Here is a 19,795-nt window from a genome sequence, read left to right as displayed (position 1 = left end):
CCAGGTGAAAAACGACGGGGCAGCCTTCAGGACCAACTGCGCGTTGTCACAAAGGCGCCCCGCACGGGGCATGCTCGGCTCGTTGCCGGCCTTGCGACTGCTCCATTCGAGCCAGCCGCTCGCACTGCCATGTGTGTGCCGCCGAACCCCCCGTTACTCCAATAGTGATACAGCGCAATTTTCATAAAATCCGCGCTCACCCATTCACTTCAAGGCAGTTGCCACAAGCAGTTGCAGTTCAAATGAAAAAGCTTTTTTGCATTCTTGGCGTCACGATGTTGCTGGCCGCTTGCGCCACGCATTCCGCTAAATCCCCTGTTGAGCAACAAGACGCCATCGCATGCCGTCGCACTGACGCGCCCACGGGCAGCAACCTCGTTCGCAAGAGCGAATGCGCGCCTTCTGCACAGGCCGCCACACCTGCCGACACCAAGAAGAACTGAGCTCAGGGCGCTGGTGCGCCCGCCTCGAACCATCGCCCGATCAACGCGCGCTCCGCATCCGTGATGCCGGTCGCGTTGTTGATGGGCATGACCTTCGTGACTACAGCCATCTGGTAGATGGCGCTGGCGTGCTGCTTGGCGAGCGCGGGTGAATCCACTCGCATGTTCTTCATCTGCAGCTGCGCGCCGTGGCACTGGTAGCACCGCTGCTCCAGCACCTTTTGCACATCCGCGTAGGTTGCAGGCGTGGGCGCCGCTGCGCCCGAAGTGGTCACCTTGGCAGGTGCCAGCCATACGGCAACCCCCACAATCACCGCAACGCCCACCAGCGCGTACTTGACGGGGTTGGCGTTACGCCCGAGCTTCCAGCCGTGCCGCATCACGAAGAACTGGCGGATCGCCGCACCCGCAAACATCATCAGGATCAGCACCAGCCAGTTCTGCGGGTGGCTCCACGTGAAGCTGTAGTGGTTCGACAGCATCGCAAAAATCACCGGCAGCGTGAAGTACGTGTTGTGCACGCTGCGCTGCTTGCCGCGCTTGCCATGGATCGGGTCCACCGGCTCATTCGCCTTGATCGACGCGACCACTTTTTTCTGCCCGGGGATGATCCAGAAAAACACGTTCGCGCTCATCGCCGTGGCAATCATGGCGCCGACGAGCAAAAAGGCCGCGCGCCCTGCAAACAGGTGGCAAGCCAGCCACGACGCGATGCACACCAGCACAAACACGAGCGCACCGACGATCTTGTCGCCGCCCGGCCGCTGGCCGAACACGCGGCAGATGCCGTCATACAGCAGCCAGAACACAGCCAGGAATGCGAGGGCCGCTGTGATCGCAGCAGCGGGCGACCAGTCCATCAGGCTCTTGTCGATCAGGTAGGTGCCCGCGCTCCACAAATACGAAATCGTGAACAGCGCAAAGCCTGTCAGCCACGTCGTGTAGCTCTCCCAGTAGAACCAGTGCAGATGCTCCGGCAGCCTGGGCGGCCGCACATTGAACTTCACGGGGTGATAGAAGCCGCCGCCGTGCACGGCCCACAGCTCGCCATCGACGCCCTGCTTCTTCAGGTCTTCATCGACGGGCGGCGTGAGGCTCGAATCCAGGAACACGAAGTAGAACGACGAGCCCGCCCACGCAATGGCCGTGATCACATGCGCCCAGCGCAAAAGCAGGTTGGCCCAGTCGAGCAGGTAGCTTTCCATCGGTTCCCTCGTTGTAACGCGTGTCGCGGTTGCAGGGCTACAGCCGAAGCAACAACTGCGCCGCCACGCTCGCTGCAATGACGGCAGGCTGCTTGCCACGAATACCGTCGATGCCAATCGGGCTGGTGATACGCGCCAGCTCATTGTGCGTGAAACCGCGCGCTTCGAGCCGGTGGCGAAACGTCGCCCACTTTGTCTTGCTGCCAATCAGGCCGATGAAGGGCAAGTCATCGCGCTTGCGCAGCCGCTGCAAGCACGCCGCGACAACATCCAGGTCTTCGGCATGGCTGAAACTCATGACAAGCACCATCGAGCCCGCCGCCAGGTCATCGACTGCCGCGTGGACCGGGTCGGAGTGTTCGCACTGCACGCCTTGCGGCAGCAGCGCCGGAAATATCCCGTCGCGGCTGTCGATCCAGCGCACATCGAACGGCAGCGGCGCCAGCGCCTGCACGATGGCCGTGCCGACATGGCCGCCGCCGAATAGTGCCACTGGCACACCCGGTGGAAACAGCTGCCCGCGCATCGAGTCAAGTTGCGCCGCAGACAGCCGCTGCAGCGCCAGTTCGACCACGCCGCCGCAACACTGGCCCAGGCTCGCGCCGAGCGTGAAGCGCAACGCGCTGGTAACAGCTGTCTCGCCGTGCAGCATTTGTCGCGCCGCGGCGATCGCCTGCAGTTCAAGGTGGCCGCCGCCCACTGTCCCCTCAATCGCCTGGTCGAACACCAGCATCCAGGCACCGGGCTCACGCGGAACCGAGCCTTGCGCTGCAGAGACTGTTACCAGCACACACTGTGAAGCAGCCCCGGCGGGTGTGACAAGATTCATAACCACGGAGACATTGGATGAAAACTCAAACCGCACACCGGCTGGCCACGTTCGGCGCGATCAGCACGGCCATCGCAGCGCTTCTGGCCGCCTGCAGCTCCACGCCGCTGCCCGCACAAAAAGCCGACACACCCACGGCGGCACCTGCTCAAGCCGCAATTGACGCTGCTGCCGGCGAGCCGCCCAACACGCCGGACTTCGTGGCCAGCCACACCGCGCGCCCTTCGCAGGCACCCAACCCCAAGGCCTATCGCGCTGACGCCGCCGCCCACCTGTACGCGCTGAACAAAGACCGCATCTACAAGGGCCGCATGCCGCCACTGCTCTATGCCATTGGCGTGCTGCAAGTGGAAGTGGGGCGCAACGGCGACGTCGAAAAAGTGAACTGGATGCGTGCGCCCAACCACGCGCCTGAGGTCGTGAAGGAGATCGAGCGCACGGTTCGTGCCGCAGCGCCCTTCCCTGTGCCCGCGCGCATGGGCCGCGTGGTCTACACCGACACGTGGCTGTGGCACAAGAGCGGCCGCTTCCAGCTCGACACGCTGACCGAGGGCCAGGACTGACATCTCACGAGCCGCGGTAGGTCGAGTAGCTCCAGGGGCTGACCAGAAGCGGCACGTGATAGTGCTGCTGCGGTTGCGCCACGCCAAAGTCCAGCGTCACCTGGTCCAGGAATGACGGCTCGGGCAACTGCGCGCCCTTGCGCTTGAAGTAGCCGGCCACATCGAACACGAGGCGGTACTTGCCGGCCTTGAGCTCACCATCGCGGTACAGCGGCCCGCCGGGGCTGCGGCCATCGGCGTCGAGCACGAAGCGTTTGACCAGCTTCGCAACGCCCGCTTCCACCGTGTGAAGCTCGGCGGCCATGCCGGCCGCAGGGCAGCCGTTCATCGTGTCCAGTACGTGTGTGCTCAGGCCCATCGCAGCGCTCCTTCGGTTAACTTCGGTCAAGCCGTGAAGGGTGAGTGTATAAAACGAGCAGCATGACCTACGACACCACAGCGGGCTACCCGCGCGACCTGGCTGGATATGGACGCACCCCGCCGCACCCGCAGTGGCCCGGTGACGCGCGCGTTGCACTGCAGTTTGTCCTGAATTACGAGGAAGGCGCAGAGAACTCCGTGCTCCATGGCGACGCGGGCTCGGAGCAGTTTCTCTCGGAGATGTTCAATCCGGCCCGCTTTGCCGACCGGCATCTGAGCATGGAGAGCATCTACGAATACGGCTCGCGTGCGGGCGTGTGGCGCATCCTTCGCGAGTTCGAAAAGCGCGGCCTGCCACTCACCGTGTTTGGCGTGTCGATGGCGCTGCAGCGAAACCCCGAGGCTGTTGCCGCGTTTCGCGAGCTGGGCCATGAAATTGCCTGCCACGGCTGGCGCTGGATCAGCTACCAGGACATGGACGAGCGCACCGAGCGCGAACACATGCGCGAGGCGATGCAGATCATCGAGCAGATGACCGGCGAGCGGCCCCGCGGGTGGTACACCGGCCGCGACAGCCCCAACACGCGCCGCCTGGTGGTGGACTACGGCGGTTTTGAATACGACAGCGACTACTACGGCGACGACCTGCCCTTCTGGATGACGGTGCGCAAGAGCAGCGGCGATGTGGTGCCGCACCTGGTCGTGCCGTACACGCTGGATGCGAACGACATGCGCTTCGCCTCGGCCCAGGGATTTGCGCAGGCGACGGATTTCTTCATCTACCTGCGCGACACGTTCGATGCGCTGTATGCCGAAGGCGCAACCGCGCCCAAGATGATGAGCATCGGCATGCATTGCCGCCTGCTGGGCCGGCCCGGCCGCATCGTGGCGCTGCAGCGCTTTCTTGACTACGTGCAGCAGCACGACAAGGTGTGGGTGTGCCGCCGCATCGACATCGCCCGCCACTGGAAACACGTCCACCCGTTCAAACCCGCCGCATGATCACGCTCGAACAAGTCAACGCGGCGTCAACGTCGCAAGCCGCACAGTTGCTGGACGGCCTCTACGAACATTCGCCATGGATCGCGCAGCAGGCGCTCGCGCAGCGGCCGTTCGATTCAGTCGCGCAACTCAAGCACGCCATGGCGCGCGTCGTCGCCGAGGCGGGCCGCGACAAGCAGCTTGAGCTGATTCGCGCCCACCCGGAACTCGCGGGCAAGGCCATGGTGAGCAAGACGCTCACCGCGGAATCGACCAACGAGCAAGGCAAGGCGGGGCTGGCTGATTGCACGCCAGAAGAATTCGCGAAGATCCAGCGGCTGAATGCGGACTACAACGTGAAGTTCGGCCACCCGTTCATCCTGGCGGTGCGCGGGCCGCGCGGCACCGGCTTGTCGCGCCATGAAATCATCGACACCTTCGAGCGGCGGCTGGCCAACCCGGCTGACTTCGAACTCGCTGAATCACTGCGCAACATCCACCGCATCGTCGAGCTACGCTTGAACGACAAATTCGGCCTTGTGCCCGCACTCGGCAACCTCGTGTGGGACTGGCAGGAGGCGCTGGCTGAATTCAGCGATCCGGGCTACGCCGAGAAGCGCCAGCTCACCGTCACGTACCTCACCGACGCACATCGCAGCGCAGCCGCACGCATCATGCAGAACATGCGCGACTGCGGCTTCGATGAGGTCACGCTCGATGCCGTGGGCAACGTCGTTGGCAAGTACAGAGGTAACGGCAACAAGTGGCTGCTGACGGGCTCGCATTACGACACCGTGCGCAACGGCGGCAAGTACGACGGCCGCCTCGGCATCTTCACGCCAATGGCCTGCGTGCGCGAGCTCGCTGCGCAGCAACGCCGTCTGCCGTTCGGCATCGAAGTCGTTGCGTTCGCAGAAGAAGAAGGCCAGCGCTATAAGGCAACGTTTCTTGGCTCTGGCGCGTTGCTGGGCGAATTCAACCCTGCGTGGCTGGAGCAAAAAGACGCCGACGGCGTGACGATGCGCGAAGCCATGCAGCACGCAGGCCTGCCTGCCACGCTCGAAGCCATCAGCGCGCTGAAGCGCAACCCGGCGGGCTATCTCGGCTTTGTGGAAGTGCATATCGAGCAAGGGCCGGTGCTCAATGAAATCGATCTGCCGCTGGGCATCGTGACGTCGATCAATGGCGGCGTGCGTTACCAGTGCGAAGCCGTTGGCATGGCGAGCCACGCTGGCACCACGCCGATGAACCGCCGGCGCGATGCCGCTGCGGCCGTCGCAGAACTGGCGCTCTACATCGAACAACGCGCCGCGCAAGACGGCGATTCAGTCGGCACCATCGGCATGCTGCAGGTGCCGGGCGGCTCGATCAACGTCGTGCCGGGCCGCTGCCTCTTCAGCCTCGACCTGCGTGCACCCAACAATGCGCAGCGAGATGCACTCACGGCGGATGTGATGGCCGCGCTCGAATCGATCTGCGCGCGGCGCGGCATCCGCGCCACCACTGAACTGACGATGAAGGCCGCCGCCGCGCCCAGCGCACCGCAATGGCAGGCGCGCTGGGAAGGTGCCGTTGCCGCATTGGGCGTGCCGATCTATCGCATGCCCAGCGGCGCAGGCCATGACGCGATGAAGCTGCATGAAATCATGCCGCAGGCCATGCTGTTCGTGCGCGGCCAGAACTCGGGCATCAGCCACAACCCGCTGGAGAGCTCCACCAGCGACGACATCCAACTGGCCGTGGAAGCATTCATGAATTTGCTGGGCGGCCTTGCCTCGGAACACTAGGGCCTGCAACAACCAATGACCGATTACGACAAGCTCGACGCGTGGATCGACACGCATTTCGACGATGAAGTGCGCTTCCTGCAGGAACTCGTGCGCGTGCCCACCGACACGCCGCCTGGCAACAACGCGCCGCATGCGCATCGCACAGCGCAGCTGCTGCGCGAATTCGGCTTCGACGCAAAGCAGCACGCCGTGCCCGAGGCCGAAGTGCGCGCACAAGGCATGGAGTCGATCACCAACCTGATCGTGCGGCGCGAATACGGCGCGGGCCGTACCGTGGCACTGAATGCACATGGCGACGTGGTGCCACCCGGCGAAGGCTGGACGCACGAGCCCTACGGCGGCGAGATCGAAGGCGGCAAGTTGTACGGGCGCGCGGCGGCCGTGAGCAAGAGCGACTTTGCGAGCTTCACGTTTGCTGTGCGCGCGCTCGAATCACTGCACGCCAAGTTGAACGGCGCTGTCGAATTGCACTTCACCTACGACGAAGAATTTGGCGGCGAACTCGGCCCGGGCTACCTGCTGCGCCATGGCCTCACCAAGCCCGACTTGATGATCGCGGCGGGCTTCAGCTATGAAGTGGTTACGGCCCACAACGGCTGCCTGCAGATGGAAGTGACTGTGCACGGCAAGATGGCGCATGCGGCCATTCCCCACACGGGTGTCGATGCGTTGCAGGCGGCAGTGAAGATTCTCAATGCGCTGTACGCCGAAAACGAGCGCTACCGCGCGGTCACTTCGCAAGTCACGGGCATCAGCCATCCATACCTGAACGTCGGGCGTATCGAAGGCGGCACGAACACCAACGTCGTGCCCGGCAAGGTCGTCTTCAAGCTCGACCGCCGCATGATCCCGGAAGAAGACCCGGTGGCGGTGGAGGCATCGATTCGCAATGTCATTGCCAAGGCTGCCGCGCAATGCGAGGGCGTCAGCGTGGACATCAAGCGCCTGCTGCTCGCGCGATCGATGCGGCCGCTGCCCGGCAACCAGCCGCTGGTCGATGCGATTCAAAAACACGGCAAGGCAGTGTTTGGCGTTGACATCCCCGCAATGGGCACGCCGCTCTACACCGACGTGCGCCTGTACGCAGAAGCTGGCATTCCCGGCGTGATCTATGGCGCCGGGCCACGCACGGTGCTCGAGTCGAACGCAAAACGCGCAGACGAACATCTCGTGCTCGAAGACCTGCGCCGTGCGACGAAAGTCATTGCGCGCACCTTGCTCGATTTGCTACACGCGAGCCACTGAGAAAGGCGCCGGCCTGCAACGCCAGCGCGCCGGATGTTACCCATGTGGATCATCCGGAGAAACAAGTGCCCATCGATTTGCCTATTGAAAATCATCTTGCGTCGGCAGGCGTGCGAGCCGTGCCAGACCAGACACAGGCGCAACCCCAGGCCCAGGCGCCGGCTGACGTGCCGCACGTGCGGCACATGTCGCTCAAGCGGCGAGCGCCGGCGGACCTTGCCATTCAACCCCCTGCGCGACTCGGCGCTGCGGACGCGAACTTTCTGCGCGCGCCTTCGGGCCTGGCCGTCAACACGATCGACTCCTACCTGACTCATGCGGAGCGCAGGAGCCTGGCGATCACCTCCACGGGCTTGCTGCGCGAAATCAGCGCCAGCATTCCATTTCAGGAGTCGAAGGCGTTCGTGCACGCGCACGAGGCCTGGAGGTCGGCGCAACAGGACTTTCGCGAGAGCACGTTCGGCAAATCCATCACTGACATTGGTGTGGCACGCTGGCACCTCGATGAGATTCAGGCCCGCATCATCGAAGCACGAGCGGCACGGGGCGTGCACCAGCCGCACTACCCGGCCTATCGCGCGGCAGTGCACATTTGCGTCGACATCTCCACGATGACAGGCGCGCAGCTGCTGGGACTTGAGCAACTGTTCGTAGATGCCCTCGATGCGGTGGAGCTTGACCCCGACTATTCCGTACGCACATTTCACAACGCAGTCTGGGAGCTTGACGCCCAGGAGCGCGCTGGCACCCGCGATGCAAGCGCGACGTACTGGCTGCGACTGCGCATTCTCAAGTCGCTTGCGCCGCTGGTCGAAAATTTGCGGGACGCCATGACGGCCGATCTCCTGCCACCGGGCGAGATCAACTGGTGGTCCATGAGATCGCCCAAGCGCGACGTTGTCTTCATCCAGCACTACATCGATGAGCCGTGCGCGGCTGCAAAGACCCTGGAGCAGACACACCTCATTGACGGCGTGGCGTCAACACAAAGCGCGCCGTGGCCCGAACCGTCTGCCGGCATTTCAAGAGTGCGCTTTGAGTTCGCGCCCGGCGAGCCGCAGGGCTGCAGCTACGTGCACACGTTCAACGTTGCGCGCCCTATGGATACGCCAGACTGACATCGCGTTTCGCTAGCATTTGCACATGCTCATCGATCTCCTGCACACACCCCGTCGCCGTATCGCCGCCTTCTTCGCGCTCTACATCGCCGAGGGGCTGCCACAAGGTTTCGTGAGTGTGGCCATCGCAACGCAATTGCGCAGGCAAGGCGTCGGCCCGGCAGAAATCGGCGCATTCGTGGCCGCGTTCTACCTGCCCTGGGCCTTGAAGTGGGCATATGCACCCGTCGTTGACGTCTTCCGCTCGCAGCGCCTGGGCCACCGGCGCGCGTGGATTCTCGCGATGCAATTGATGATGGTGGCCACGCTGCTCGCGATCACGCCCCTGCCGCTGGCCGGCGGCCTGGGGCTTGTGACGGCGATCCTGGTGCTGCACAGCATTTGCGCGGGCATTCACGACGTGGCCATCGACGCCATGGCTATCAATGTGCTCGACGAAAACAGCCGCGGCCTTGCCAACGGGACGATGTTTGCCGGCGCGTTGCTCGGGCACACCGCGGGTGGTGCCGGCGTGCTGTTCATGCTCGGCTGGGGTGTCTCGCTGGAGATGGCAGCGGCAATGGTGGCAGCGGCAATTCTGGGTGTCACATTGCTCGTCGTGCTGCCGATGCGCGAGTCGGCGGCCGCCGCCGTGGTGACGACGAGCATGGCAACAGGCCTGCGCGGCGTGCGCGACCGCGTGCACTTGTTCGCGGGTCATGCGTTCCGGGCATTCGCCGGCAATCGCGCCTCCTTTCGCGGCGTGATGTTTGCGCTGCTGCCCGCAGGCGCGATGGCGCTCGGCTCACCGCTCGACTCCAACCTCGCGGTGGAATTCGGCATGTCGGACAGTGAGTTCGGCTCGCTCAAACTCTGGACGCAGTTGCTCGCCGTCGCCGCCATGGTGGTGGGCGGCTGGCTGTCCGACCGCTTCGGGCGCCGCCTCACGCTCGCCATCTACATCGTCGGCACGGTGGTGCCCGTCATGTGGCTGGCCTGGGTCCTCTTTGTGCACGGCTACGTGATGCCCGGCAAGCCGGCAGCGCAAGCGGTGCCCGAACTCATTCGCGCGCTCTGGCTGGCGAGCCTCGCCTATGCGCTGTGCGTCGGCCTGATGTACGGCACGCGCGTGGCCGCGCTGATGGATGTGACTGATCCGCGCGTGGCAGCGATGCAATTCACGGCGTACACGTCGATGGTGAATTTCGCGATTGCTTTCACGGCGGGCTGGAACGGCCTTGCTGTCGAAGCCTGGGGTTATCCGGCGACGCTGGTGGTTGACGCCCTGGTGGGGCTGCTGTGTCTCATGTTCCTGCCCGCCATGAAGCCACCCACCGAATTCACCGACAGCCGCAGCGGCGCTCGCGCACGTATCGCTGCGCTCACCCTGGGGCTGGCCTGCCTTTCATGGCTCGCGTATTGGCCTTTGAGGGCGCATGCCGGCAGCGCGCAGCCGGTGATCGGTTCTTTCTACACACTGGTGTTCGTCGCGTCTGCGCTTTTCATGCTGGGTGGACGCGCGGCACTCGATGGATCTGCCACCCGTTGGCTGCGCGCCTTGCCATGGCTGGCCGTGCTGCTGCTGGCGCTCTACGCGCGCCACTGGATCGACGCCCTCGCGGCTGCGCCGGTGCTGGCGATGGCAGCGCAATTGCTGTTGCTGGCCGTGCCGATGGCTGCGGGCATGGTGCTGTTGGCGCTGTCGCGCAACGCATGGGCGTTCAAGCCGGTGCAGGAACCAGCGGCACATCAATCGTGAAGGTCGCGCCCCGGCCCGGCCCGTCGCTGTGCGCGGTGACGGTGCCCCCCATCTCCACAGCGGCCACCGCGCTCGCATGCAGCCCGAAGCCATGGCCATCCTTGCGGGACGAAAAGCCGTGCCCGAAGATGCGCGTGAGGTTGTCGGCATCGATGCCCACACCCCGGTCGCTCACGGTAATGCGCAGCCGATCGCCCTCGTCGGTGCTGCTGATGGCCGTTGCGATCGTCAGCACGCGCGAGGCGGGCGGCACATCTTCCATGGCCTGCGCTGCATTGCCAATCAGGTTCACCGCGATTTGCAGCAGCCGGGGCTTGTCAAGATAGAGCAATGGAATTTGCGCGTAGTCACGCTCCACACGAACACCGTGCTGCTCGATCAAGGTTGCGCACACATGCAAGGCCTCACCGAGCAGATCGTGTGGCGTCGTGACCTCGAGCATGCTCGAAGGCCCGGCGTTCGACTGCTGCGTCGCGACCAGGTACCTGATGTGTTCAATGCCGCTGGACATGCGCTCAAGATCGGTGACGGCTTCACTGCGCTCGGCCTCAATGGCTGTCATCAACTGCCTCAGGTAACCAGGCAATGCCTTGCCACGCGGGTCGTCAGCCATGAAGCTGGCAATCGAGTCACGCTGCTCGTCGAGCAGGCTGGCCACCCTGCCCAGGCTGGCGGCGCGTGAATTGCCTAGCGTTCGCCGTGCCAGGCTCGCCGAGACGGTCACGCTATTGAGCACGTTGCCAATGTTGTGCAGCACGTTGTTCGCAATTTCAGCCTTGCCGGCTCGCCGCGCCGCAGAAACGAGCCGCGCCTGCGCCTCATGCAACTCGCGTGTGCGGGCGATCACCCGCGACTCCAGGCTTTCATACAGCTGCGCATTGACGATCGACACCGCCAGCTGCCCGGCAATCAGGTGCACCGCATCGAGCCGCTGGGGGTTGAATGCCGCGCGGCCGCTGCGGTTTTCAAGCAGCAGCATCGCGCGCACCTGCCCCTGGCTCACGATGGGCGCTACCACCAGGGAACACACGGCGGCATCGGCAAAGTACGCATCGCGCATGAAGCGGTTGTCCGAGACGGCGTCGTCCACCACCAGCATCTCGCCGGTGCGCTCCGCATAGCGAACAGCCGACATCGGCAGCAGTGCCTGCACGTGTGCTTCAGCCAGCTCGATTGGACCTGCGTGCGGGTGCGGTGCAAGCAGCCTCCATGCGCCGTCGTTCAAGGACAGCACATGCACATGCGTGGCGCCTGTCAGGGCTTCCAGCACGCCGGTGACGCGTGCCGCCAGGCTCGGCAGGCTTGTTTCTGAACTCAGTGCCTGCGAGGCCTGCAGCAAACCTACGAAGTCGAGCGTGTTCGATGACATGGCGCCAGCGCCGCGCGAGGACGTGGTTGTCAACACTGAAACGAGGGAGTTCGACTCCATTGCCACTGGGGCGCCTGCGTGCAGGAAGTCGTGTTCGGCGCGCATTTGCGCCACCTTGGCTGTCGCGCCCCACGCTTCATAGTGGCCCAGTGCTTCTGCCAGCAGCAGCTGCCCGGTTTGCGCGAGCCCTTGCGCGAGGTGGAAACGGCCTGCACGCTCGACGATCAACGCACGTTGCCAGGCTCGCTTGCGCTTGCGCACTTGCGCCACCGCCGTATCGAAGGCGCGCGCAGCTTCCCACCACTGGCCCGCGGCCCACGCGCGCTCGGCCGCGAGCAGGCGCTCGAGGTGCGCGAAGTTGTAGGGCTGGTCAGCTGCACGGGCCGCGAACCAGCGCCACTGAGCATCGAGCTCGGTTCGCAGCACGTCTGCCCGTAGAGCCGCGCCGTCATCAAGGGCTTGCAGCTGCCACGCAGCGCAAAGCGCGACCGCCAGATGCGCCTCGACGAACACCAGGTCGTCGCCGTGCAGCGCAACGAGTTGCTCGACATGGTGGGCGAGCGCGTGCCGGTCCCCGAAGATCATGCACAGAAAAAACTTGCGCGAGTGGTACGTCATCGCAGCGAAGGGAGTCCTTCCCATGCCTGCGATCAACGCAGCTTCATCGAACTGCGCGTCCTGCAGGCTGAGCGGGCCGTCCGTCAAGCCAGCCAGTGCACGCATCATCTGCGCTTCGATGCGATACATCGCCTCTGCAGTCTGGTTGCCAGCACGCTGGCAAACGACAAGGCCTTGCGCAATGTCGTCCATGGATGCGCCAATGGTCGGCGCAATTTCGAACCCGATCCATGTCGACAGGCGCCTGACAAAACAGGCATATGCGATATCGCCACTTGAGCGCACGCCCTCATAGGCGCGCGTCGCATGGCCAGCAGCCGACTCGAAGGGTTCGATCCAGTAGCACGACACATACGCAAAGACGGCGCGCGCCTCCGACGTTTGCGGCTCGTAGGCCAGTGCTTCACCAACCTCCAGCACGTGACGCGTGATGTCGTAGCCGGTGCGGTAGTCGCCGCGCGAGCGCATGAGCATCATGCTGATGCGAGCGATGCCCACGAGCAGGTCAGCGCACGCGCCATGATCAGTCCAGAGCTTCAGGCACTCCAGAATCGACCACTCCAGCGCCCATTGCTGCGCTTTGTCTATCGACGCAGAGCGCACCATGCGACTGAGCAGGCGCGCAACAGCAAGCTGGCGCGGCTCTTGTATCTGCGCACGGCTGGCGTGCGCAATCGCGCTGTCCATGCGCAACCAGTCGGCCAGCGCGTCCAGCCGCGCGGGCACTGTGGGATCGTCGAAGTCAGCAGGCACCTGCACACCCAGGCGCGCCAGCAGCGCAACAGCCGCACCGAGCGCGCCTTGCGCATCGCGGCGCAAGTCGAGCACACGCATGCGCTGGCACACGGGCTCCAGCAGGTCCATGGGGTCGGCCGCGCGAGCTTCGATATCAGCAAACAGTGCGTCCAGCTCGTCGTGGCGACCCAGGCTGTAGAGCGCCGTGTGCAGCTTTGTGTCGATCGCCAGACGCAAGGCGCTGTCGGATGGATCGCGGTGGGCTGCCAGCACCGTGCGGGCGGCGATCAGGTAGCGCTCGGCCAGCGCGTAGTCCGCTGTGCTGGCCTGGCGATCAGCAGCAGCGTTCAGCAGCTGCGCAGCCACGCGCTGTTCGGCCGGGTCTTGCAGCAGCGGCACACACTGAGCAAAGTGATGCGCCGCATCGCCGTGGAATTGCGTGTGGCCAGCCAGCCGGCGCGCCAGTGTCAGGTGGGCTGCCGCGCGCTGCGGCTCGTCCAGCGGCGCCAGCACGGCTTGCTGCACACGGTCGTGGCGGAAGTAGATGGTGTTTGGCGAATGGGCATCGACCACCAGCAGCCCGTCGTCCAGCGCTGCGGCCAACTGCTCGCGCAGCGCGTGCACATTCAAGCCGGTCGCCACTTCGAGCAGGGGCAGTTCCACACTGTTGCCCAGGCAACTCATGAGCTCGAGCACGCTGCGTGTGGGCGCTGCCAGGCGCGCGATGCGGATAGCGAGCAGGTCAACCACATTGCTTCGCCCCACGAAGCGGGCAATGGCAGCGTCCTCCCATTGCCAGCCCTCAGGCATCAGGCGCAGCACGCCATCGCGCCTGAGGGCGTTGAGCATTTCCAGCGTGTCGAACGGATTGCCGCCGGTGAGCGACTGAAGCGAGCGGGCGAGTTGCCCAGCTCGCTCGCGGCCCAGGCGCAGCGTGCGGGCGACCAGGTCCGACGCCGCCTCAGGCGGCAAGTTCTCCAGTGCCAGGTGCACGGGCGGGGCCGGCAGCGCGCGCCAGCGGTCCAGGAACGACGCCAGCTGCGCGTCGGCATCTACAGGCCGATAGGTTCCGACCAGCATGACGCCGGGCAGCGCCGGGCTGGTCATCACACGCTCGAACATGCGCAGGGTCATCGCGCCTGCCCAGTGCAGGTCGTCCAGCTCGATCACCAGCGGCCGTTGCGGCGATGCAATCGCACTGAGCAAGTCGAGCGCTGCCTGGATGAAACGCGACTCTGCCGTCGAGGGATCGATGTCGCCCGGCGGTGGCTGCACACCGAGCAGCAATTCGAATTCGGCCAGCGTGCTCGTCAAGAACGCAGCGTTGCGGCCCAGAGCGTTCTCGATGGCAAGGCGCTGCACCCGCAGCGACTCATCGTCCTGCGCCAGCAGCAGGCGCGCCACCGCGCGCAGCGCCTGAGTAAAGGCGCCCTCGGCCGCCGCGTCACGCTGGAGCTGATCGACCTTGCCCTGCACGAACCAGCCGCCCGCTGCGCCTACCCAAGGACGCATCTCGCGCATCAAAGCGGTCTTGCCGACGCCCGATGCGCCTGCCACAAGCACCGTGCGCCCGGACCCGTGCAGGGCACTCGCAAACACGGTTCGCAGTTGATTGAGCTCGTCCTGCCGGCCCACCAGGCCTGCCGGGCCGGTCAGCTGCGCGGGAAAGTCGCGCTCACCCAGCACGAAGGGCGTCTGCGGCGATCCATCGTGGGCAGATACCCGTGCGAGGTCGTGAAGCAGGCCCTCTGCACTCTGGTAGCGATCCTCAGGCGCCTTGGCCAGCAGCCGCATCACGATCTGCGAGAAAGCACGCGACACGCGCGAATCGACATCGCAGGGCGCCATCGGCTCGCGTGTGAGGTGCGCGTGCACCATCTGCAGGGCGTCGGCCTCTTCGAACGGAAGCCGGCCCGTGGCCAGTTGGTAGAGCGTTGCACCGAGCGCATACAGATCGGAGCGCTGGTCAACCGGGCGTGCTGTGCGACCTGTTTGTTCGGGGGCGATGTAAGCGAGCGTTCCCACGATCTGGCCGTCCAGATCAACAGTACGCAGCCTCTCCAGCGGCCCCGCCACGTCGAAGTCGATCAGTTCCACGCGGCCGTCGCACCAGATCAGGTTGGCAGGGTTGATGTCGCGATGGATCACACCCGCGGCATGCACCCCAACCAGAATTCGCGCGGTTTGCGTTGCAATGGACAGCAGCATGTCCGGCAGCACCTGCTGCATACGCAACATCGCTGCGAGCGACTGCCCGCCTGAGTCAACCAGCGCCAGAACGCCAGGCCGAGGAGGCACGGCCAGCCGCGCAACACCTTTGACGGACTGCAGCCGCGAAAGCACATCGAGCTCCGCCGCATGCCTGTGCGCTGCATGAAGGCCGAGGTACTCCTTGACGATGGATGCGTCGCGCCCGCCCATGCGCAGCACGAGCGTCGAGTTGCTCTCGTAGAGGACGCGAGCGGTGGGGGAACCAGGGGAAGAAAGACTCACATGCGGTTGGCGCGGTGCTGCCAGCCTACGAGCGTACTCCCGCATCCACACTCAATGCAACAACGAAAAGCAGGCCCACGCGGACCATGCCGGTGAGCCTGCATTGCCAGCCTGGTGTGCCACCGGGCCGGCATCGGAATCAGTCGAGACGCTTAGCGGGCGCGACCGCGGCGAAACAGGTTCACCACTGCCAGCAGGATCACCGCGCCGACCAGCGACACCAGCACGGAGCCGATGCTGAAGCCGTCATTGATCGTGCCCGTGCCCACCAAGGGCGAGATCAGCCAGCCACCGATGAAGGCGCCGACGATACCGACCACGACGTTCAGGATGATGCCCTGCTGTCCATCAGTGCGCATCATGAGGCTGGCAAGCCAGCCAACAATCCCACCCACGATTAGCCAGAGAATGAAACCCATTTGAAACTCCTTTTTTGCCGCGAACGGCGTGTTGTTACTTGCGGGCCGGCCCTCACGGTTTTTCCGGCACCTTCCGCCGTGTCTGGCGTTCGGTAGACGGAATATGGGCGGCGTGCGGCGAGCCGTGCGTAGTCGCGCGCAATGGCCCGGCGTGCGCCGCTCGCGCGTTGCCGCGTCGGACGCCCCCTACTCTGTCTTTGGGGGTAAGTCCGCAGGGACTCGGGGCTGCCAGCCCATCCAGAATGGTGCAGCCTCGATTGAGGCACCGTTCTTGCATTGCCCCACCGCATGCAGCCCACTTCCAGGAGTTTTCACGAGATGAACAAACGCGCCGTCCTTCGTTCCATCGCCGCGGCCGCGGCCTTTTGCATTGCGGGCATGGCCCAGGCGCAGACGACCCCCATCAAGTTCCAGCTCGACTGGCGCTTTGAAGGCCCTGCCGCCCTGTTCCTCACGCCCGTGGCCAAGGGTTATTTCAAGGACGCCAAGCTCGACGTCACGGTCGATGCGGGCAACGGCTCCGGTGGCGCAGTCACCCGTGTGGCCTCCGGCGCCTACGACATCGGCTTTGCGGACCTGGCAGCGCTTATGGAGTTCCACGCCAACAACCCTGACGCGCCGAACAAGCCCGTGGCGATCATGATGGTCTACAACAGCACGCCCGCCTCGGTCATGGCGCTGAAGAAGTCCGGCATCAAGACACCGGCCGACCTCAATGGCAAGAAGCTCGGCGCGCCGGTGTTCGACGCAGGGCGCCGCGCCTTCCCCATCTTCCAGAAGGCCAACAGCGTGGGCGCCGTGACCTGGGTCGCGATGGACCCGCCCCTGCGCGAGACGATGCTGGCGCGCGGCGACGTCGATGCGATCACCGGCTTCACCTTCACGTCGCTGCTCAACCTCGAAGCGCGTGGCGTCAAGGCCGATGACGTGGTTGTCATTCCCTACGCCACGCACGGCGTCAAGCTGTACGGCAACGTCGTCATCGCCACACCGAAGATCCTCAAGGAAAATCCGCAGGCAGTGAAGGCCTTCCTGTCGGCTTTCACCAAGGGCGTGCGCGACGTGGTCGCCAAGCCCGAGGCCGCGATAGCCGATGTGAAGGCGCGCGACGGCATCATCAACACCGAACTCGAAACGCGCCGGCTCAAGCTCGCCATCGACACGGCCATCAACAGCCCCGATGCACGCTCTGAAGGTTTCGGCCAGATCAACCCCGGCCGCCTTTCGCTGATGGCATCGCAGGTGTCTGACGCATTCGCCACCAAGACGCGCGTGAACCCCGACGCGGTGTGGAACGGCTCGTTCCTGCCGTCCAAGGCCGAACTCGACGCCGTGCTGCCGAAGAAATGACGCAAGCTTTCATCGACTTCAGCGACGTCTGGCTGGCCTACAACGACGAACTGCTCGCACAGGGGCAATATGCAGTCGAAGCGATCGACCTGAAGGTCGACCGGGGTGGCTTCATCGCCATCGTCGGCCCCTCGGGCTGCGGCAAATCGACCTTCATGAAGCTCGCGACGGGGCTGAAGAAGCCGACCAAGGGCAGCATCCGCATCGACGGCCAGCCCGTGACCGGGCCGCTGAAGATCTCGGGCATGGCTTTCCAGGCGCCTTCGCTGCTGCCCTGGCGAACCACGGTGGACAACGTCCTGCTGCCGCTTGAAATCGTGGAGCCGTATCGCAGCAGCTTCAAGGCCAAACGGGCCGAATACGAAGAGCGCGCCCGCAAGCTGCTGCAAAAGGTGGGGCTGGGCGGCTATGAAGATAAGTTTCCGTGGGAGCTGTCGGGCGGCATGCAGCAGCGCGCGAGCATTTGCCGCGCGCTGATCCACGAGCCGAAGATGCTGCTGCTGGACGAGCCGTTCGGCGCGCTCGATGCCTTCACGCGCGAAGAGCTGTGGTGCATCCTGCGCGACCTGTGGGCCGAACAGGGCGTCAACGTCATCCTGGTGACGCACGACCTGCGCGAGTCGGTGTTCCTCGCCGACAAGGTGTACGTGATGAGCAAGCGGCCCGGCCGCTTTGTGCTGGAGCGTGAGATCAACCTGCCGCGCCCGCGCGATCTCGAAGTGACTTACACGAAGGAGTTCTCGGACATCGTCCATGAACTGCGCGGCCATATCGGCGCGATCCGCCAGCAACCTGCGCAGGTGGCCTGATGAAGCAACGCCAGCTCGAACTGTGGGCACCGTGGGTGCTGCTCGTGGCGTTCGTCGTGCTGTGGCAGGTGATCTGCTCGGCGTTCAACGTGTCCGAGTTCATCTTCCCGAGCCCGGCGCGCATCTGGAGCCAGATGGTCGAATACCGCGCGCTGATTGCGGGCCACGCGTGGCGCACGCTGTGGGTGACGATGGCCGGCTTCGGCATTGCGATCGTTGTGGGTGTGATGCTGGGCTTTCTCATTGGCAGTTCGCGCCTGGCGTATGCAGCCGTGTATCCGCTGATGACGGCGTTCAATGCGCTGCCCAAGGCGGCCTTCGTGCCTATCCTGGTGGTGTGGTTTGGCATTGGCGTGGGGCCGGCGATTCTCACGGCTTTTCTCATCTCGTTCTTCCCGATCATGGTCAACATCGCCACCGGGCTTGCCACGCTGGAGCCCGAGCTCGAAGACGTGTTGCGCGTGCTGGGTGCCAGGCGATGGGACGTGCTGGTCAAAGTAGGGCTGCCGCGGTCCATGCCGTACTTCTATGCTTCGTTGAAAGTCGCGATCACCCTCGCCTTCGTGGGTACGACGGTGTCGGAGATGACTGCCGCCAATGAGGGCATCGGCTACCTGCTGATCTCCGCAGGCTCTGCCATGCAGATGGGGCTGGCCTTTGCCGGGCTCGTGGTGATCGGCGCGATGGCCATGCTGATGTACGAGCTGTTCAGCCTGCTCGAAAAGCACACGACGGCGTGGGCGCACCGCGGCTCGCAATGGCACTGATGTCATGGCGCGCCCAGCTCAAACTCGACCTGCGCATGGAAGCGGGGCGTTGCGTTGCGCGCTTTGAGCACGATGGCCCGCTGCGCATCCTGCAAACGCTCTACCCGGAGGGCGATGCGATCTCGCACAACGTGCTGGTGCATCCGCCCAGCGGCCTGGTGGGCGGTGACACGCTCGCCGTTGACGTGCATGCCGGGCCGGGCACGCACGGGCTGATCACGACGCCGGGCGCCTCGCGCTTTTACCGGTCTGAAGGCGAGGCCGCCGTGCAGCGCACCAGCCTTTCGCTCGCCGACGGCGCGCGCCTGGAGTGGATGCCGCTGGAAGCCATCTGCTACAGCGGCTGCAATGCCGAAAACCGTGTGACGATGGAGCTCGCACCCACGGCCGAGCTGCTCGGCTGGGACATTGCAGCGCTGGGACTTCCTGCCGCGCAGCTGCCCTTCGAGATGGGCACCTTGCGCCAGCACATCGAGCTGCGTGGCGCGTGGCTGGAGCGCGGCACGATCTCTGCCGGCGACGAAGGGCTGCTCAACGGGCCACTCGGGCTGGCGGGCCAGCGCTGCCTCGCCACCTTGTTCTTTGTCTCTGGCAGCGACATGCCCAAGGCCAGGCGCGAGCTGGCGCTGGAGCTGGCCCGCGAGCGGATCGCAAGTCATCCGTTGTCGGCATTCGCGGGGGCGACTTCACCGAACCCGCGTGTGGTTGTCGTGCGAGCGCTCGCTCCGCTGGTCGAGCCTGCGATTGCGTTGCTCAAGTCGATCCGCGCGGCGTGGCGGCCTGCCCTGTGGGGCCTGGCCGCCACCGTACCGCGCACCTGGGCGTTGTAGACCTGCGGGCTGCGTGTGGCTCTGCCGTAAGGGCTGTCCTACCCGCAATGCGGCGCAATGCCGTACTACTCGCGGTGTCTTCTCCGGCATCCGTGCGCCAGCCTGGTTCCTAGACTTCAGTCATCGAATTTGA

The 19,795-nt window shown here is 64.8% G+C and carries 16 protein-coding genes; 11 read left to right on the top strand and 5 right to left on the bottom strand.

The features are described from left to right. Positions 1–242: 242 nt before the first annotated feature. Positions 243–443 (top strand): putative periplasmic lipoprotein, encoded by a 201-nt coding sequence (locus GHT07_RS02350; RefSeq protein ID WP_153583460.1) that lies wholly within the window; start codon positions 243–245, stop codon positions 441–443. 2 nt (positions 444–445) lie between these two features. On the opposite strand, the gene GHT07_RS02345 is transcribed toward GHT07_RS02350, so the two are convergent. Together GHT07_RS02345 and xdhC are read right to left on the bottom strand one after the other, a co-directional pair. Beyond that, positions 446–1,648 carry a urate hydroxylase PuuD gene (locus GHT07_RS02345; RefSeq protein WP_153583459.1) on the bottom strand — a complete coding sequence of 401 codons (1,203 nt, stop codon included), beginning with the start codon at positions 1,646–1,648 and terminating at the stop codon, positions 446–448. A gap of 37 nt (positions 1,649–1,685) precedes the next feature. Then, positions 1,686–2,477 (bottom strand): xanthine dehydrogenase accessory protein XdhC, encoded by a 792-nt coding sequence (xdhC, locus tag GHT07_RS02340; RefSeq protein ID WP_153583684.1) that lies wholly within the window; start codon positions 2,475–2,477, stop codon positions 1,686–1,688. A gap of 17 nt (positions 2,478–2,494) precedes the next feature. Here xdhC and GHT07_RS02335 point away from each other — a divergent pair, with 17 nt between their 5' ends. Next, positions 2,495–3,040, top strand: a complete 546-nt coding sequence (locus GHT07_RS02335; protein WP_153583458.1) for a hypothetical protein — start codon at positions 2,495–2,497, stop codon at positions 3,038–3,040. 4 nt (positions 3,041–3,044) lie between these two features. On the opposite strand, the gene uraH is transcribed toward GHT07_RS02335, so the two are convergent. Continuing rightward, entirely contained in the window at positions 3,045–3,398 is a 354-nt protein-coding gene (gene uraH, locus GHT07_RS02330; protein WP_153583457.1) for a hydroxyisourate hydrolase, read from the bottom strand. Between the two features lie 62 nt (positions 3,399–3,460). Here uraH and puuE point away from each other — a divergent pair, with 62 nt between their 5' ends. The 5 genes from puuE (at position 3,461) to GHT07_RS02305 (ending at position 10,272) form a co-directional block, all read left to right on the top strand. Next, positions 3,461–4,402 (top strand): allantoinase PuuE, encoded by a 942-nt coding sequence (gene puuE / locus GHT07_RS02325; protein WP_153583456.1) that lies wholly within the window; start codon positions 3,461–3,463, stop codon positions 4,400–4,402. Continuing rightward, a complete protein-coding gene (gene uraD, locus GHT07_RS02320) occupies positions 4,399–6,168 on the top strand; it encodes a 2-oxo-4-hydroxy-4-carboxy-5-ureidoimidazoline decarboxylase (RefSeq protein ID WP_153583455.1) in 1,770 nt (589 codons plus the stop codon). Before puuE ends, uraD begins: the two co-directional genes overlap by 4 nt. 15 nt (positions 6,169–6,183) lie before the next feature. Continuing rightward, positions 6,184–7,416, top strand: coding sequence for a M20 family metallopeptidase (locus GHT07_RS02315; RefSeq protein WP_153583454.1), 1,233 nt, complete (start codon positions 6,184–6,186; stop codon positions 7,414–7,416). A gap of 65 nt (positions 7,417–7,481) precedes the next feature. Beyond that, complete coding sequence (locus GHT07_RS02310) at positions 7,482–8,534, top strand: hypothetical protein (RefSeq protein WP_153583453.1); 1,053 nt, start codon at positions 7,482–7,484, stop codon at positions 8,532–8,534. A 25-nt stretch (positions 8,535–8,559) separates the two neighbouring features. Next, the gene (locus GHT07_RS02305) at positions 8,560–10,272 is read left to right on the top strand and encodes an MFS transporter (protein ID WP_153583452.1); all 1,713 of its coding nucleotides are present in this window, start codon (positions 8,560–8,562) and stop codon (positions 10,270–10,272) included. Here GHT07_RS02305 and GHT07_RS02300 read toward each other — a convergent pair. Both GHT07_RS02300 and GHT07_RS02295 read right to left on the bottom strand, forming a co-directional pair. Beyond that, positions 10,235–15,487, bottom strand: coding sequence for a trifunctional serine/threonine-protein kinase/ATP-binding protein/sensor histidine kinase (locus GHT07_RS02300; RefSeq protein ID WP_194792792.1), 5,253 nt, complete (start codon positions 15,485–15,487; stop codon positions 10,235–10,237). The genes GHT07_RS02305 and GHT07_RS02300 overlap by 38 nt on opposite strands. A gap of 152 nt (positions 15,488–15,639) precedes the next feature. Further along, on the bottom strand, positions 15,640–15,906 hold the full coding sequence (locus tag GHT07_RS02295; protein WP_153583450.1) for a GlsB/YeaQ/YmgE family stress response membrane protein: 267 nt from the start codon (positions 15,904–15,906) through the stop codon (positions 15,640–15,642). Positions 15,907–16,224: 318 nt separating this feature from the next. Between GHT07_RS02295 and GHT07_RS02290 the strand changes: the two genes are divergently transcribed. From GHT07_RS02290 to GHT07_RS02275, 4 genes are read left to right on the top strand one after another with little or no spacing between them, the layout of a single operon-like run. Next, on the top strand, positions 16,225–17,256 hold the full coding sequence (locus tag GHT07_RS02290) for an ABC transporter substrate-binding protein (protein ID WP_153583449.1): 1,032 nt from the start codon (positions 16,225–16,227) through the stop codon (positions 17,254–17,256). Beyond that, a complete protein-coding gene (locus GHT07_RS02285; RefSeq protein ID WP_153583448.1) occupies positions 17,253–18,065 on the top strand; it encodes an ABC transporter ATP-binding protein in 813 nt (270 codons plus the stop codon). The genes GHT07_RS02290 and GHT07_RS02285 overlap by 4 nt, the downstream gene beginning before the upstream one ends. Next, complete coding sequence (locus GHT07_RS02280) at positions 18,065–18,832, top strand: ABC transporter permease (RefSeq protein WP_153583447.1); 768 nt, start codon at positions 18,065–18,067, stop codon at positions 18,830–18,832. The genes GHT07_RS02285 and GHT07_RS02280 overlap by 1 nt, the downstream gene beginning before the upstream one ends. Next, complete coding sequence (locus GHT07_RS02275) at positions 18,832–19,662, top strand: urease accessory protein UreD (protein WP_153583446.1); 831 nt, start codon at positions 18,832–18,834, stop codon at positions 19,660–19,662. The genes GHT07_RS02280 and GHT07_RS02275 overlap by 1 nt, the downstream gene beginning before the upstream one ends. Positions 19,663–19,795 lie beyond the last annotated feature (133 nt).

It is taken from the genome of Caenimonas koreensis DSM 17982, assembly GCF_009646335.1.
Classification (GTDB): Bacteria; Pseudomonadota; Gammaproteobacteria; order Burkholderiales; family Burkholderiaceae_C; genus Ramlibacter; species Ramlibacter koreensis.
The sequence above is the reverse complement of the archived record's forward strand: the minus strand, read 5'-3'. Positions and strand labels throughout refer to the sequence as shown.

Bases quoted from the DNA above. Each gene is read 5' to 3' on its own strand.
- GHT07_RS02285 (WP_153583448.1), top strand. From the start codon at position 17,253: ATGACGCAAGCTTTCATCGACTTCAGCGACGTCTGGCTGGCCTACAAC.
- GHT07_RS02335 (WP_153583458.1), top strand. From the start codon at position 2,495: ATGAAAACTCAAACCGCACACCGGCTGGCCACGTTCGGCGCGATCAGC.
- GHT07_RS02315 (WP_153583454.1), top strand. From the start codon at position 6,184: ATGACCGATTACGACAAGCTCGACGCGTGGATCGACACGCATTTCGAC.
- puuE (WP_153583456.1), top strand. From the start codon at position 3,461: ATGACCTACGACACCACAGCGGGCTACCCGCGCGACCTGGCTGGATAT.
- GHT07_RS02280 (WP_153583447.1), top strand. From the start codon at position 18,065: ATGAAGCAACGCCAGCTCGAACTGTGGGCACCGTGGGTGCTGCTCGTG.
- GHT07_RS02295 (WP_153583450.1), bottom strand. From the start codon at position 15,906: ATGGGTTTCATTCTCTGGCTAATCGTGGGTGGGATTGTTGGCTGGCTT.
- GHT07_RS02305 (WP_153583452.1), top strand. From the start codon at position 8,560: ATGCTCATCGATCTCCTGCACACACCCCGTCGCCGTATCGCCGCCTTC.
- GHT07_RS02290 (WP_153583449.1), top strand. From the start codon at position 16,225: ATGAACAAACGCGCCGTCCTTCGTTCCATCGCCGCGGCCGCGGCCTTT.
- uraD (WP_153583455.1), top strand. From the start codon at position 4,399: ATGATCACGCTCGAACAAGTCAACGCGGCGTCAACGTCGCAAGCCGCA.
- GHT07_RS02350 (WP_153583460.1), top strand. From the start codon at position 243: ATGAAAAAGCTTTTTTGCATTCTTGGCGTCACGATGTTGCTGGCCGCT.
- uraH (WP_153583457.1), bottom strand. From the start codon at position 3,398: ATGGGCCTGAGCACACACGTACTGGACACGATGAACGGCTGCCCTGCG.
- GHT07_RS02275 (WP_153583446.1), top strand. From the start codon at position 18,832: ATGTCATGGCGCGCCCAGCTCAAACTCGACCTGCGCATGGAAGCGGGG.
- GHT07_RS02345 (WP_153583459.1), bottom strand. From the start codon at position 1,648: ATGGAAAGCTACCTGCTCGACTGGGCCAACCTGCTTTTGCGCTGGGCG.
- xdhC (WP_153583684.1), bottom strand. From the start codon at position 2,477: ATGAATCTTGTCACACCCGCCGGGGCTGCTTCACAGTGTGTGCTGGTA.